This is a genomic window from Streptomyces sp. NPDC001406 (assembly GCF_042895285.1).
Lineage (GTDB): Bacteria > Actinomycetota > Actinomycetes > Streptomycetales > Streptomycetaceae > Streptomyces.
The window spans coordinates 1-13,045 of the sequence record NZ_JBIAWG010000030.1; the positions used below are offsets into that span (position 1 = coordinate 1).

At 71.5% G+C, this 13,045-nt stretch carries 13 protein-coding genes and 1 pseudogene; 10 read left to right on the top strand and 4 right to left on the bottom strand.

Annotation, left to right across the window (positions count from 1 at the left end):
* Positions 1-54 precede the first annotated feature (54 nt).
* Both ACFY1J_RS43380 and ACFY1J_RS43385 read left to right on the top strand, forming a co-directional pair.
* On the top strand, positions 55-552 hold the full coding sequence (locus tag ACFY1J_RS43380) for a DUF1877 family protein (protein ID WP_390733153.1): 498 nt from the start codon (positions 55-57) through the stop codon (positions 550-552).
* A gap of 67 nt (positions 553-619) precedes the next feature.
* Positions 620-1,756, top strand: coding sequence for a hypothetical protein (locus ACFY1J_RS43385; protein WP_390710060.1), 1,137 nt, complete (start codon positions 620-622; stop codon positions 1,754-1,756).
* On the opposite strand, the gene ACFY1J_RS43390 is transcribed toward ACFY1J_RS43385, so the two are convergent.
* A complete protein-coding gene (locus ACFY1J_RS43390; RefSeq protein ID WP_390710059.1) occupies positions 1,753-2,175 on the bottom strand; it encodes a hypothetical protein in 423 nt (140 codons plus the stop codon). The two genes, ACFY1J_RS43385 and ACFY1J_RS43390, sit on opposite strands and share 4 nt — an antisense overlap.
* 218 nt (positions 2,176-2,393) lie before the next feature.
* Between ACFY1J_RS43390 and ACFY1J_RS43395 the strand changes: the two genes are divergently transcribed.
* The 4 genes from ACFY1J_RS43395 (at position 2,394) to ACFY1J_RS43410 (ending at position 5,915) form a co-directional block, all read left to right on the top strand.
* Positions 2,394-3,023, top strand: a complete 630-nt coding sequence (locus ACFY1J_RS43395; protein ID WP_390710058.1) for an RNA polymerase sigma factor — start codon at positions 2,394-2,396, stop codon at positions 3,021-3,023.
* Positions 3,024-3,065: 42 nt separating this feature from the next.
* Positions 3,066-3,794 (top strand): hypothetical protein, encoded by a 729-nt coding sequence (locus tag ACFY1J_RS43400; protein WP_390733144.1) that lies wholly within the window; start codon positions 3,066-3,068, stop codon positions 3,792-3,794.
* 361 nt (positions 3,795-4,155) lie between these two features.
* Positions 4,156-4,818 carry an RNA polymerase sigma factor gene (locus ACFY1J_RS43405; protein WP_363293815.1) on the top strand — a complete coding sequence of 221 codons (663 nt, stop codon included), beginning with the start codon at positions 4,156-4,158 and terminating at the stop codon, positions 4,816-4,818.
* Positions 4,818-5,915, top strand: coding sequence for a hypothetical protein (locus ACFY1J_RS43410; RefSeq protein ID WP_390733145.1), 1,098 nt, complete (start codon positions 4,818-4,820; stop codon positions 5,913-5,915). Before ACFY1J_RS43405 ends, ACFY1J_RS43410 begins: the two co-directional genes overlap by 1 nt.
* Before the next feature lie 242 nt (positions 5,916-6,157).
* On the opposite strand, the gene ACFY1J_RS43415 is transcribed toward ACFY1J_RS43410, so the two are convergent.
* Entirely contained in the window at positions 6,158-6,991 is an 834-nt protein-coding gene (locus ACFY1J_RS43415) for a L,D-transpeptidase family protein (RefSeq protein WP_390710055.1), read from the bottom strand.
* An 82-nt stretch (positions 6,992-7,073) separates the two neighbouring features.
* On the opposite strand from ACFY1J_RS43415, the gene ACFY1J_RS43420 reads away from it, so the two are divergent.
* A complete protein-coding gene (locus ACFY1J_RS43420) occupies positions 7,074-8,654 on the top strand; it encodes a methylmalonyl-CoA mutase (RefSeq protein WP_390710054.1) in 1,581 nt (526 codons plus the stop codon).
* 13 nt (positions 8,655-8,667) lie between these two features.
* Positions 8,668-8,901 (top strand): annotated as a pseudogene (locus tag ACFY1J_RS43425) (type II toxin-antitoxin system prevent-host-death family antitoxin); the annotation flags it as partial.
* A gap of 1 nt (position 8,902) precedes the next feature.
* Here the strand turns inward: ACFY1J_RS43425 and ACFY1J_RS43430 are convergent.
* Positions 8,903-9,082, bottom strand: coding sequence for a hypothetical protein (locus ACFY1J_RS43430; protein WP_390710053.1), 180 nt, complete (start codon positions 9,080-9,082; stop codon positions 8,903-8,905).
* 261 nt (positions 9,083-9,343) lie between these two features.
* Here ACFY1J_RS43430 and ACFY1J_RS43435 point away from each other — a divergent pair, with 261 nt between their 5' ends.
* Together ACFY1J_RS43435 and ACFY1J_RS43440 are read left to right on the top strand one after the other, a co-directional pair.
* Positions 9,344-10,327 (top strand): glycosyltransferase family 2 protein, encoded by a 984-nt coding sequence (locus ACFY1J_RS43435; protein ID WP_390710052.1) that lies wholly within the window; start codon positions 9,344-9,346, stop codon positions 10,325-10,327.
* A gap of 29 nt (positions 10,328-10,356) precedes the next feature.
* On the top strand, positions 10,357-11,730 hold the full coding sequence (locus ACFY1J_RS43440) for a polysialyltransferase family glycosyltransferase (protein ID WP_390710280.1): 1,374 nt from the start codon (positions 10,357-10,359) through the stop codon (positions 11,728-11,730).
* Between the two features lie 63 nt (positions 11,731-11,793).
* Here ACFY1J_RS43440 and ACFY1J_RS43445 read toward each other — a convergent pair whose 3' ends face one another.
* Positions 11,794-12,942: an acyltransferase family protein gene (locus ACFY1J_RS43445; RefSeq protein ID WP_390710051.1), complete on the bottom strand. Its 1,149-nt coding sequence runs from the start codon at positions 12,940-12,942 to the stop codon at positions 11,794-11,796.
* Positions 12,943-13,045: the final 103 nt, after the last annotated feature.

The window sequence follows — 13,045 nt, forward strand, 5'->3', positions numbered from 1 at the left end:
CTCCGGGTACGGAGACTGGCGTCCCACCTGGGCATCCCTCCCTGGACCATCAAGATCCATTGTCAGGGTGTCCACTCCAAAGGATCAGCCTCAGTCCGGCACGATTACGCCTGGCTGGAGGAGTTCATGGGGGCTGCCTGGGACTGGGACGTGCACCAGGCCGAGTTCGCCGCTGGGATCGCGGAGTCCATCGAGAAGGACTTCTCGGCGGTCAACGAACTCTACGAAGCGGGCAGGCTTCTCCCCGAGGGGCAGGGCGGAATGTGGGAACTGCCGGTTTTCGGCGGTCACTCCGTCGATCACCCCGCCTGCACGCGGCCCCCCTTCGTCCACCTGACCCCGGCCGAGACGCGGCAGGCGTCGGCCTTCCTCACGGACGTCTCCTTCGACGCCCTCTGGGAGTCGAGCCCCGAACTCCACACCGGGTTCGGCCCGGATTGGGCGGTGGAGGACGTCAGGGACATCCATCTCCAGCACCATACCGGCCTGCGCGCCTTCTACGACCGCACTGCCACGGCCGGAAAGGCGGTCGTCAAGGCGTTCTGGTACTAGGCGAGAGCGACTGCGCTTCGTGCACGGCCGACCGGGCGTGCAGGGCGGCTGCGTAGGGTCTCCGCTCGTGAACGTTCCTGTGGACATCGTGGTGGTCTTGTCGGTCGTACTCGCCCTCGCGCTCGCCCCGCGTGTCGTACGTGCCCACGCTGCCCCCGGGGCAGGTCGCCCCATGCCGCCGCTCGCCGCGCTGGTGGTGGTGACGGGGCTGATCTACGTCAACCAGGTGCTGTTCACCGTGTACGTGCTGCGCGTGCACGGCGGTGACCCGTCCTTCATCTCCCGGTATCTGCCGACCGGGTGGTTCGACCTTGCCTCCGCGAATCCCGTGCTGCGGCGGCTGGCGTTCGACTTCCCCGCACCCTCGTTGCTCGCGCCGTCCGTCCTGCGTGTCCAGGCCTTCCTCGAACTTCCCTTTGTGCTGCTGGCGTTCGCGGCGGTCGTGCGGTGGCTCGATGCCGATCTGTGGCGGCGGATCGCCCGGTCCGCGCTGCTGCCGCTGGCGTCGGTGTCGTACACCGTCGTGTTCTGCCTGGTGGAGTGGGATCTGCGGAATCCGTACACGGTGGACGACCTCGTGGTGCGGGGTGTCTCGGCGGTCGTCACGCCGTACGTCCTCGCCCGCCTCGCCGCACGCGACACGGGTGCGTCACGCACCCCGGCCTCCGTGCCCGGACTGCTGGTGTTCATCGGCTCGTTGGGGGCACTCGGCGTGCTCGTCCTCGTCGTGTACGACACCGCGCTGCTCTACAACCTGGGGCGGCTGGGCGAGCGCCTGCCGATGGCGGTGGGGGCTGTCGGCGTGCTGATCGTGCTCCGCCGGGTCGCGGGGCGGCTCGCCGAGCCGTCAACACCCGGCCCCACGCTGGCCTTCGTACGCCATGTCCTCAGCCACTGGCTCGCGCTGTTCTTCCTCCCTGCGCTCGCGGTGCGCTACGGCGTCATGTTCGGGACACCGCAACTGGCCGCGGTGGCTGGGATGGTGATGGTCGTGATCGCCGGCGTCCTCGCCTGGCGGGATGCGACGGTCGACGCGTGGCGGCTCGGGGCGGCCGCCCTCGCGGCCGCCGTCGGGGCCTGCGCGGCCGCCTGGGTGACCCCCGAGTCGTACTACGAAGTCACCCTTCTGTCGGCGACAGCCGCGTTCCTGGTGACGGGTGTCGTGGTCGGCGGCCTGGTCGACGGCACCCCCAAGTCCGCCTAGTCCGCCGTGACTCCCCAGTAGCCGATCTGCGCCGGCTCTCCGCCGGCGTACAGCACCGTGCATCTGCCCTGCGCGCGGCCGGGAAAGTCGAGCCGTTCGGAGTTCAGGGCGTCCAGCCAGTCGGCGTGGGTGGGGCGGCCGTCGGGGGACCAGGCCCGGATCTCCGCATCCGTCAGCGGGCGCATGAAGGGGCCGTCCTCGGGGTCCTCGGGGTCTATGAGCAGGGGGAAGTCCAGGACCGAGTACGTGCCACCGGTGAAGATGTACTCGTGCCAGGCCGGGTCCCGCCACAGCTCCTCGATGGTCCGGCCGGGGAATCCGTGGTCGTCCCGCGCCAGTTCCGCGTCCTGGGCCTGCCGGAACGCCGCCGCCAGGTCACGCTGGTACGGGCCCGTGTTCAGCCAGCAGTCGCCGCCCATGCCGATGCCTCCGCTCCAAGATCTTCGGTTGGTGGGGCAGCAGCGTAGGAGACACCGCTGACATCGGCCGGGGCCGGCGGGACGGCCGGAGCTGTGACAGATCTGTGAGCATCGGCGCTGAGAAACGTGGGACGTGGGATACGCCTGTCGTGTCCCACGGCACGGATTCGCTGCTGGCGCGAACACGAGCGCGAGCTCGGTACGGACGAGGACGGTTCTTGGGCCAGGGAGGGGAACCCCGTCGCGGTCAGGCGTACGACGGGGAGCTGGGCGCGGCCGTCGCGCGGGCCCAGGAGGGCGACGAGGCAGCCTTCGCGGTCGTGTACCGGCTGGTGCAGCCCGGTCTGCTCGGCTATCTGCGCGGTCTGGTCGGCGACGACGCCGAGGACGTGGCCTCGGACGCCTGGCTGGAGATCGCCCGGGACCTGGGCAGGTTCAAGGGCGACGGGGCCGGCTTCCGCGGCTGGAGCGCGACGATCGCCCGGCACCGGGCGCTCGACCATCTGCGCCGCCAGCGGGTACGGCCCCGGGCGACGGCGCTGGAACAGGACGTACTGGAGCTGCCCGGCCGGCACAGCACCCATGAGCAGGCGCTGGAGGCCATCTCGACCGAGGACGCGCTGAGCCTGCTGCGCGAACTGCCGCGCGACCAGGCCGAGGCCGTCCTGCTGCGGGTGGTCGTCGGCCTCGACGGCCCCGCGGCGGCACGGGTCCTGGGCAAGCGCCCCGGTGCCGTGCGCACCGCCGCGTACCGGGGGCTGAAGCGGCTGGCCCGGCGGCTCGGCGCCGGGGACGAGGCGGAAGGTGTGACGGAAGACGGCTCTCGCACGCTGGGGGAGTCGACATGAACAAAAGCGGCGGCACACCGCCGGACAGGGATGGATGCGGACATGGGTGAACGGCGAAGCGGCGGCGGTCTCTCCGGCCGTCGGCGCGTGCACCCGGACGGCGCCGACCCCCGTGGGACGTTCGAGCCCGAGAACCTGGAGGTGCTCCTCGGTGCCGCCCTGCGGGCGGGTGCCGTCGACCCCGAGGCCGAGCAGCGTGCCGCGGCCGCGTTCCGGGCCGCCCGTGACGCCGGGGCGCACCGGGCGGGGACCCGGCGCCGGGACGACTGGCGGCCCCGTGAGCGTGGGCGCGGACGGCGCTCGGTGAGGACCACGGTGGCGATGGCGCTGGCGAGCCTCACCCTGGGCGGCGTCGCGGTCGCGGCCATCGGCACGGTCGCCTCCCACGGCGGGAACGACGACGGGCACCGTCCGGCACCGGCGACCGGCACCACCGACGGGCCCGCCGTCCGGCCGTCCCGCACGTCGCTCGCGCCGTCCGGCCCCGGGGCCCACGGCCGCCCGGACACCGCCAAGGACACCCTTGCCCACTGCCGTGCCTATGAGCAGGTCAAGGGCCGTGGCAAGGCGCTGGGTTCGACGACCTGGCAGCGGCTGGTGCGGGCCGCGGGCGGCGAGCAGAACGTCGCGGCGTACTGCGCCGGGCAGTTGGCGCAGGCGGACGACAAGACGGCGAACCAGTCCGGCAATCCGGGCAAGGGAAACAAGGGTGACGAGTCGGGCGATGCCGCGAAGGGCAGTCCGAACCCGAACTCCACCAAGAAGAAGTGATTCCCGCCGGGAAGAAGTGATTCGGCTCACCCTGGATTCGGCCGTGGTTTGACCGCGGGTGGCCGGATTTGTGCTGCCGAGGCAACGGCCGGAGCCGCCACCCCCCACAGGAGAGGCCCCGGCCGTCGCGCGGCACGGGCCGCGCGGCGACCCGTACTCCCTACAGCGCCATGAGTGCGTTTTCTGTCACACCTCGGTGCGTCACGAGTTAGTTGCATCTTGTACGGACATGGACGAGGAGCGGTTTCAGGTCGTAACGTGCCTTTCGCGTCGAGCGCAGATGCATGACCAGTGCATCGATCGGCGGACTCGAAGCCGCGACCATCTACTGAAGACGCGACCATCTACTGAGGAACCACGGGTGCTGGGGGACGACGCGGAGCTGACCGCCGCGGTGCGTGCGGCACAGGACGGGGACGAGACCGCTTTCCGGACTGTGTACCGCGCGGTGCATCCGCGGCTGCTCGGTTACGTACGGACGCTGGTCGGCGATCCGGACGCCGAGGACGTGACGTCCGAGGCCTGGCTGCAGATAGCCCGTGACCTGGAGCGGTTCAGCGGGGACGCGGACCGGTTCCGCGGCTGGGCGGCCCGTATCGCCCGCAACCGCGCGCTGGACCACATACGGATGCGCGGCCGCCGCCCCGCGATCGGCGGCGACGAGACCGAACTGACCGGCCGGGCAGCCGAGTCCGACACCGCGGGCGAGGCCATCGAGGCCCTGGCCACCGGCAGCACCCTCTCCCTCATCGCGCGGCTCCCGCAGGACCAGGCCGAAGCGGTCGTTCTTCGGGTGGTCGTGGGACTCGACGCCAAGACCGCGGCCGAGACGCTCGGCAAGCGCGCGGGCGCCGTACGCACGGCCGCGCACCGCGGGTTGAAGCGGCTCGCGGAGCTGCTCGGGGAGGATCCGGAATCGGCCGGAGTGCTCGACGCACTGCCCGCCCAGCGAGAACCACGCCGCCGCCCGGTGACGTCCGCCACTGTGACGCATACGCGAGCGCGGACGCAGAAGGACATGTGATGGCCGACGAGCAGTACAAGTGGCTGGACCGGGAAACGGCGGAACATCTGCTGCGCGGTGAGTCGCTGGAAGCCGTCGACGCCGCCGCCCGCGAGCAGGCCGAGCGACTCGCCAAGGCCCTCGGCGCACTCGCCCCCGACGCCACCCCGGCCGGTGCCGAACTCCCTGGTGAGGAAGCCGCGTTGGCCGCCTTCCGCAAGGCGCGCGAGGCCACGGCCGCCGAGGAGTTCGCCGTCGGCCACGGCACCGAGTCCACCACGCGCCGCACCGGCCGCTCCTCCGACGTCGGCCTGATCCGCATCGGCGGCCCGTCCCGCGCCGTCCGACGGCCGCGCTCCCGCCCGCGCTGGGCCCGCCCCGCACGCCTGGGGCTCGCCGCCGCGCTGGCCGCGGGCATGGTCGGCGGGGTCGCCGTGGCCGCCGGAACCGGAGCCCTGCCGACGCCCTTCGGCGACGAGAAGTCCGGGCCCGGGGCCTCGGTCTCGGCCGCCGCGACGCCCGACCGCCCGGCCGGCTCGCCCTCGCGGGACAGCGTGCAGGGCGGTACGTCCGGTGCGCCCACGCCCGGCGGCACGGCGGGCGGCCCACCGAGCGGCGGCTCCTCGCGCGGCACGGCGGGCAAGGACGGCGAGAACGGCAAGGACGGCAAGGACGGCAAGGGCACGGACAAGCACGGCACCCCCGGCACCGCCGACGGGACCGGCACCTGGTGGCGCAGCGTGGCCGAGGCCTGCCGCGACATCCGGGACGGCAAGACCCTGGGCTCGGACCGCAGGCGCGCCCTGGAAGGGGCGGCGGGCGGCTCCGCGCGGGTGTGGAAGTACTGCGAGGCCGTTCTGGAGGCCGCCGCCGACGCCCCCGGCGAGAACGCCGACGGCAAGGGCGACGACGGCGACGGCCACGGCGACCAGGGAGACCAGGGCGACCGGGACGGCCACGGACGGGACGGGCACGGCCGCCATCGCCGCGGCGGCAACGACCACCACCAGGACGGCGGGGTCGGCCTGCCCGCACCGACGGCCTTCGGCCCGCAGCGGCCCACCGGGCCCGACCGGACACCCCTCCCGTCGCCGAGCCCGACGTACAGCGCGCTCTGACCTCTTTGACCTCTCTCTCCGCCTCTGACCTGCGTTTTTATAACTCGCAGAAGTTTTTTCGCGCGGGGTGTGACGTTTTCAGCAGCTCGCACGCAGTAATGAGTGAGCCGACTGGTCATCGGCCGTCGCACTGAGCCGGGGTTCCCCCCGTACCTACGGCTCGTGCACCTGGCGCGGGCGGGACACGTTCCCCCGGTCCCGCCCGCGCCCCAAATCTCCCCGGTCTCGGAATCTCCCTGGTCTCACCAGTAGACGACGACCTTGTCGCCGGTCCGCACCTGCGCGAAGAGCTTCGCGATCGCCGCCTCGTCCCGCACATTGACACAGCCGTGCGAGCCGCCCGCGTAACCGCGCGCCGCGAAGTCGTACGAGAAGTGCACCGCCTGGCCGCCGCTGAAGAACATCGCGTACGGCATGGGGGAGTGATAGAGCGTCGACACATGGTGGCGCGACTTCCAGTAGATGCTGAACACGCCCTCCCGGGTCGGGGTGTACTGCGCGCCGAAGCGCACCGACATGGTCGACACCGTTCGGCCGTCCACCATCCAGCGCAATGTCCGGGTCGTCTTGCTGATGCACAGCACCCGTCCGGTCAGACAGCGCGGGTCGGGCGCGGCGGCCGGCTGACCGCCCATCAGATACAGCTCCCAGGTGCCCGGCTCGTGCGTCATCCGCAGCAGCCGCTGCCAGGTGACGATGTCGGTCTTCCCGGTCCGCGGCAGCCCGCGCTTGCCCTGGAAGCCGCTGACCGCCTTCTCCGTCAGATCGTCGTACGTACCCGTCGGCCCGTCGAAGAGCCAGGCCACCTGGCGCAGGCGGGCCTGCAGTTCACGCACGGCCGTGCCGGTGTCGCCGCGGGACCACAGCACACGGGCGGGCTGCGGGGCGGGCCGGTTCCCGGCCGGGGTCGCGGTGGGGCTGGGACTGGAGCGGGGGGTGGGATCGGCCGGCAGCTGGACGTGCACCGGCGAGCGGTGCTTGCCGTCCGCGTCCGGGACCTGCACGGTGCAGCCGCACAGCGCGGCGAGTGCGGCGGCCGAGGTGAGTGCGGCGGTTGTTCTTCCGAGGCTCCCCATGCCGGAAATGCTTCCCAGCGTGACCGCCGGCGAACTACGGGGCATCGTAAGGAGTGACGAACGTTATGCGGAGGCACAAACCATGGCGCGTGAGTCGGAGTCCGGACTGCCCATCGAACCCGTCTACGGTCCGCGGGATCTCGCGGGCCGCGACCCCGCCGAGACCCTGGGCGAGCCGGGTGCGTACCCCTTCACCCGCGGGGTGTATCCCACGATGTACACGGGCCGCCCCTGGACCATGCGGCAGTACGCCGGCTTCGGCACGGCGACCGAGTCCAACGCCCGCTACAAGCAGCTGATCGCGCACGGCACGACCGGTCTGTCCGTCGCCTTCGACCTGCCCACCCAGATGGGCCACGACTCGGACGCGCCGCTCGCCCACGGCGAGGTCGGCAAGGTCGGGGTGGCCATCGACTCCATCGACGACATGCGGGTGCTGTTCGGCGGAATCCCGCTGGACAAGGTGTCGACGTCGATGACGATCAACGCCCCGGCCGCGCTGCTGCTGCTCCTGTACCAGCTGGTGGCGGAGGAGCAGGGTGTGCCGGCGGACCGGCTGACGGGCACGATCCAGAACGACGTCCTGAAGGAGTACATCGCGCGCGGGACGTACATCTTCCCGCCCAAGCCGTCCCTCAGGCTGATCGCGGACATCTTCAAGTACTGCCGGGCCGAGATCCCGAAGTGGAACACGATCTCGATCTCCGGCTACCACATGGCGGAGGCGGGCGCGTCCCCCGCGCAGGAGATCGCCTTCACACTCGCCGACGGCATCGAATACGTCCGTACGGCGGTATCGGCGGGCATGGACGTCGACGACTTCGCGCCCCGGCTGTCGTTCTTCTTCGTCGCCCGGACCACGATCCTGGAGGAGGTCGCCAAGTTCCGCGCCGCCCGCCGGATCTGGGCGCGGGTGATGCGGGAGGAGTTCGGCGCGAGGGACCCGAAGTCCTGGATGCTGCGCTTCCACACCCAGACGGCGGGCGTCCAGCTCACGGCCCAGCAGCCCGAGGTGAACCTGGTGCGGGTGGCGGTCCAGGCGCTGGCCGCGGTGCTCGGCGGCACCCAGTCCCTGCACACCAACTCCTTCGACGAGGCGATCGCGCTGCCCACGGACAAGAGCGCGCGACTCGCCCTGCGCACCCAGCAGGTCCTGGCCCACGAGACGGATGTGACCGCGACGGTGGACCCGTTCGCCGGTTCGTACGCCGTCGAGCGGATGACGGACGACGTGGAGGCGGCGGCGCTGGACCTGATGCGCAGGGTCGAGGACCTCGGCGGCGCGGTCGCGGCGATCGAGCGCGGCTTCCAGAAGGAGGAGATCGAGCGCAACGCGTACCGCATCGCCCAGGAGACGGACGCGGGCGAACGGGTCGTGGTCGGCGTCAACCGCTTCCAGCTGCACGAGGAGGAGCCCTACGAACCCCTCCGCGTGGACCCCGCGATCGAGGCCCAGCAGGCGGAGCGGCTGGCGAGGCTGCGCGCCGAACGGGACCAGACAGCGGTGGACGCGGCACTGGTGGCCCTGAAGAAGGCGGCCGAGGGCGAGGACAACGTCCTGTACCCGATGAGGGCGGCGCTGCGGGCGCGGGCGACAGTGGGCGAGGTGTGCAACGCGCTGCGGGAGGTCTGGGGGACCTACGTGCCGTCGGACGCCTTCTGAGAGGCGGGGGCCAGGACAGCTCGTCGGCCGCGTGCGGCACGGGGGCGAGCACATCTTGATCAGTGAGTACGGCAAGCCTGCGGCGGCTCTGGTCCCGATAGAGGAACTGCAAGAACTGGAGCGCCTTCGTGATCAGGCCGACCTCGCCGAGGCGCGCGCCCGTGAGGCGGCTCCCACCGGACCGGCCATGGCACATGACGAGTGCATGACCCAGTTGGAGGCCGAGGACCGGCAGGCCGAGCGGTGAGCTACGCCGTCGTGGGGGAGCGGCCCAGGCGGTCGGCGGGCTTCTGCGCCGCGCCGCCGCTCGGACCACCGGCCACGGCCACGTCGTGCAGCGGACGGGCGCTCCGCGCCGGGGCGGACTCCGGCTGGGCGACCGCGTTCGGCGCCACGGCCAGTGCGCTGCCGACGAGGGAGACGGTCATCAGGTTCTTCGTGCTGAGCGGGAATTTCCTGAATACGGCTGTCAGGTCCTCCGGTCAGATGTGCGTCGATTGTTTGTTCGACGCAGCGGAGGGCCGAGTGCGTCAGCCGGACACGGCTTTCAGGTGGCGGAACGCTTAATTCACTTTCCGTCTGCAATGTCATGCCGTGTTCACCTGGAAGTCGTCGTCCGGTCGTGTCCGGGCGACGGAGCCGTCCCAGGATCGCGGAGATATTTCCGAAGCGAGCACGGGTGTGCACACGTGGCCAACGAACCGACCCTGTCCGTCATCGTCCCCTGCTACAACATCGAGACCTATGTCGCCGACACGGTGACCAGCCTCGTCAACAACGCACGGGACGACTTCGAGTTCCTCTTCGTCGAGGACCGGTCCACCAAGGACCGGACCTATGAAGCGCTGCTGACGCTGACGAAGAAACTGAAGAACAGCAGGGTGATACGGCACGAGCAAAACGGTGGACTGGCCACCGCGCGCAACACCGGCATCGACGCGGCCGAGGGCCGCTACCTGACCTTCCTCGACGGCGACGACTGGCTCGCCCCGGGCTATCTGGCCGACCTGGTCGACTGCGCCGAACGCTTCGACGTCGACTTCGTCCGCACCGACCACGTCCAGGTCACCGGCGTCGAGCGAGCCGTCCACCGGGCCCCGGAGGGGCGCCGGCACACCCCGCTCGACCCGCGGACCTCGATCCTCCCCGTCGACGACACCACGATGGTCGACTACCCGTACGCCTGGGCCGGTGTCTACCACCGCCGGCTGCTCGACCGCGGTCTGCTGCGCTTCCACGACGGGCTGCGCACCGCCGAGGACCGCCCCTGGATCTGGGAGCTGCACCGCAGGGCGGACTCCTATGTCGCCGCCAGCCTGCGCGGCGTCTTCTACCGCCGGGGCGTGTCGAGCTCGCTGACCCAGATCGGCGACGTCCGCCAGCTGGACTTCTTCCGCTCCTTCGACCTCGTGCTCAGCGAGCTCGCCGGCGACCCCGAGGCGGACCGGCTGCGCAAGAAGGCGCTGCGCAACTACTGCGTGGTCATCGCCCACCAGCTCCTCGACCGCGGCAGGTTCGAGCGCAGCGTCGCCGCCAAGCTGCGGCAGCTGGCCGCCGAGGCCCTGGGCCGGATGACCGAGGAGGAGCTCAACGAAGCCCTCGTCGGCATGGGCGAGGAACGAGTGCACATACTGCGGCGCATCCGCGGCGGCATGAAGGGAGTCGCCGCATGAGCGGCACGGAACCGAGCACGGGTACGAGCATGAGCACCAGCACGACGAAGACCTCCGGCGGCACGACGCAGATCTTCTTCTCGGCCACGCAGTACGCGGCCGCCACCGTCACCGCCGCCCTCCGCGCCGGGCTCTTCGGCCCCCGCGCCGCCCACCGGCGCATCCTGGTCGTCAGCAACACCGCCGCCGTCCCCGAGGTCGGCACGCCGCTGGACCGGATGGCCGGCTTCGAGAAGCTGCGCCCCGAGTTCGACGAGGTGCGCTCCTGGAACGAGTTCATCTCCCCGCACCACCCGGCCGGCTGGTCCCCGCGCGCCCAGGACGCCCTCCTGTGGGAGAAGGCCGTACGCCTCGCCTGGGACCTGGGCGACGAGCCCGTCGAGATCGCCTGCGAGTCCATCCAGGCCAACCCCTCCCGCGCGGTCGCCGAGATCTTCGCCGACAGCCCGATCCACGTGTACGCGGACGGCCTGATGAGCTACGGCCCCACCCGCAACCGGATCCCGCACGGCATGAGCAGCCGCATCGCCCGCGTCCTCCACCTGGACCTGATACCCGGGCTGCGCCCGATGCTCCTGGCCGAGTACGGCGTCGAACCCCAGCCCGTGCCGGGCGAGGCCATCGTCGACGTCCTCGCCCAGATCGGCGAGGAGGGCGCCGGCATCCTCGCCGACCGCATCCCCGTCGAGGGCCGCCCCACCGCCGTGCTCCTCGGCCAGTACCTCTCCGCCATCGACCTCATCACGCAGGACGAGGAGGAGGAGCTCCACGTCCGTATGCTGCGTGCCGCCGCGCGGGCCGGGCACCGGAGCGTGCTGTTCAAGCCCCACCCCAGCGCGCCCTCCGTCTACGGCAGGTCGCTGGAGGAGGCCGCCGAACAGCTCGGGGTGCGGCTCAGCGTCCTGAGCGAACCCGTGCTCGCCGAGACCGTGTTCGCGCATCTGAAGCCGGAGCTGGTCATCGGCTGCTTCTCCACCGCGCTGATGACCGCCGCCGCCTTCTACGACATCCCCGTCGCCCGCGTCGGCACGGAGCTGCTCCTCGAACGCATCACCCCGTACGAGAACAGCAACCGCGTCCCCCTCACCATCATCGACGCGGCCCTCCCCGACGCCGAGAGCGCCACCCTCGGCACCCCGCTCGAACTCGCCTCCCTGAGCGCCGAGCTGGGCCCGCTGGTGCGCACCGTGGGCTACTGCATGCAGTCCCGCAAGCACCCGGGCCTGCACGAGGAGGCGGCCGCCTGGCTCACCGCCCACCTCGCCGAGTACCCGCAGTACTTCAAGAAGCGCCGGCTGACCAGCCTCCGCCTGCCCGGCGGCAGCCCCATCCGGGCCGAGTCCCTGCGCCGCCACCCGGCGGTGCGGCGGGCCGTACGGCAGATACGGGCACGCCAGAGCTGACGCACGCACGCACGCGGACCCGGAGGCCGGTGGGACATCAACGTCCCACCGGCCTTGGGCCGTTCACCGCAGCGCGAGGACCCGAGGCCCGTGTGTCACCAGCGCCCTCTTCAGCCGGGGCCCGAACGGCCGCTCCACCCAGCGGTGGATCAGCCAGGCCAGGCCCAGCAGCACGGCGACCGTGACCGCGAGCGTGGGCCACGGCCCCAGCCCCAGGGCCCGGTGCAGCGCCCGGATGACGAACCAGCCCAGATGCTCGTGGATCAGATAGAAGGGGTACGTCAGCGCCCCGGCCACCGTCAGCCAGCGCCAGTTCGCCCAGCGCGTCCAGCCCAGCGCCACCGCGGCCACGGCGGCGAAGGCCAGTGTGACGACGAGCAGGATGACGTACGGATCGCGGTGGAAGGCGCCGCCCTGCGCGCCGGGGTGCCACAGCCCGGTCGTCGAGTAGCGCTGGCCCAGCAGCCAGGAGACGGCGACGATGCCCCACAGGAGCAGATCGCTGCCGTAGCGGTGGATGAGATAGAGGGCGAGGCCGCCGATGAAGAAGGGGGCGTGGTCGCGCATCACCAGCGCGTCGGTGAGCGGGTGGTCGGCGATCCGCGCGAACACTCCGGCCAGGGTCCACAGGCAGCAGAAGATCACCACCCGGCGGTAGGTGACCCCGCGCCAGACCACGAACAGGGCGAACAGCGCGTAGAAGCGCACCTCGACCCAGAGCGTCCAGCACACGCCCAGGACCCGCGGCACGCCCATCGGCTGCTGGAGCATCGTCAGATTGACCAGGAACTCGTCGAGCCGCACGGGATGGACGACCACCGGCAGCAGCAGGGAGGCGCCGGTGATCAGGAACAGCGCGGCCCAGTACGCCGGGTACAGCCGGGCGACCCGGGAGCGGAAGAACTGGCCCAGGGTCCGGCCCCAGCTGCTCATGCAGATCACGAATCCGCTGATGACGAAGAAGAACTGGACGCCGAGACAGCCGTACGTGGCCGCCTGGGAGAGCGCGGGGAAGAGACGGGCGGGGGACCCGTGCCAGGAGCCGGCGACCGGGCCGCCCTTCCCGGCGAAGTGGTAGAGGCAGACCATCAGCGCGGCCAGCAGCCGCAGGCCGTCGAGGGCGCGCAGCCGGTTGTCGGTTCTGCGCGGGGGCGGGGTGGGAGGGACAGGGTTCGGGCGGGTCGGGACCAGGGTGGGATTGGACGCGTTCATCCGGGGCTTTCTTACGGGGGAGGTGGGGAATGTGTCGCGATGTGGGGTCGCGAGGCGTCGGACGCCTACCCTCGGGTGCGCACTTCACGCAGACGCCCCCGGC

What these genes read in the sequence shown, in the direction of transcription:
- ACFY1J_RS43390 (WP_390710059.1), bottom strand. Translation starts at nt 2,175, where the DNA reads ATGGGCGGCGACTGCTGGCTGAACACGGGCCCGTACCAGCGTGACCTG.
- ACFY1J_RS43400 (WP_390733144.1), top strand. Translation starts at nt 3,066, where the DNA reads ATGGGTGAACGGCGAAGCGGCGGCGGTCTCTCCGGCCGTCGGCGCGTG.
- ACFY1J_RS43410 (WP_390733145.1), top strand. Translation starts at nt 4,818, where the DNA reads ATGGCCGACGAGCAGTACAAGTGGCTGGACCGGGAAACGGCGGAACAT.
- ACFY1J_RS43415 (WP_390710055.1), bottom strand. Translation starts at nt 6,991, where the DNA reads ATGGGGAGCCTCGGAAGAACAACCGCCGCACTCACCTCGGCCGCCGCA.
- ACFY1J_RS43420 (WP_390710054.1), top strand. Translation starts at nt 7,074, where the DNA reads ATGGCGCGTGAGTCGGAGTCCGGACTGCCCATCGAACCCGTCTACGGT.
- ACFY1J_RS43430 (WP_390710053.1), bottom strand. Translation starts at nt 9,082, where the DNA reads ATGACCGTCTCCCTCGTCGGCAGCGCACTGGCCGTGGCGCCGAACGCG.
- ACFY1J_RS43440 (WP_390710280.1), top strand. Translation starts at nt 10,357, where the DNA reads ATGAGCACCAGCACGACGAAGACCTCCGGCGGCACGACGCAGATCTTC.
- ACFY1J_RS43445 (WP_390710051.1), bottom strand. Translation starts at nt 12,942, where the DNA reads ATGAACGCGTCCAATCCCACCCTGGTCCCGACCCGCCCGAACCCTGTC.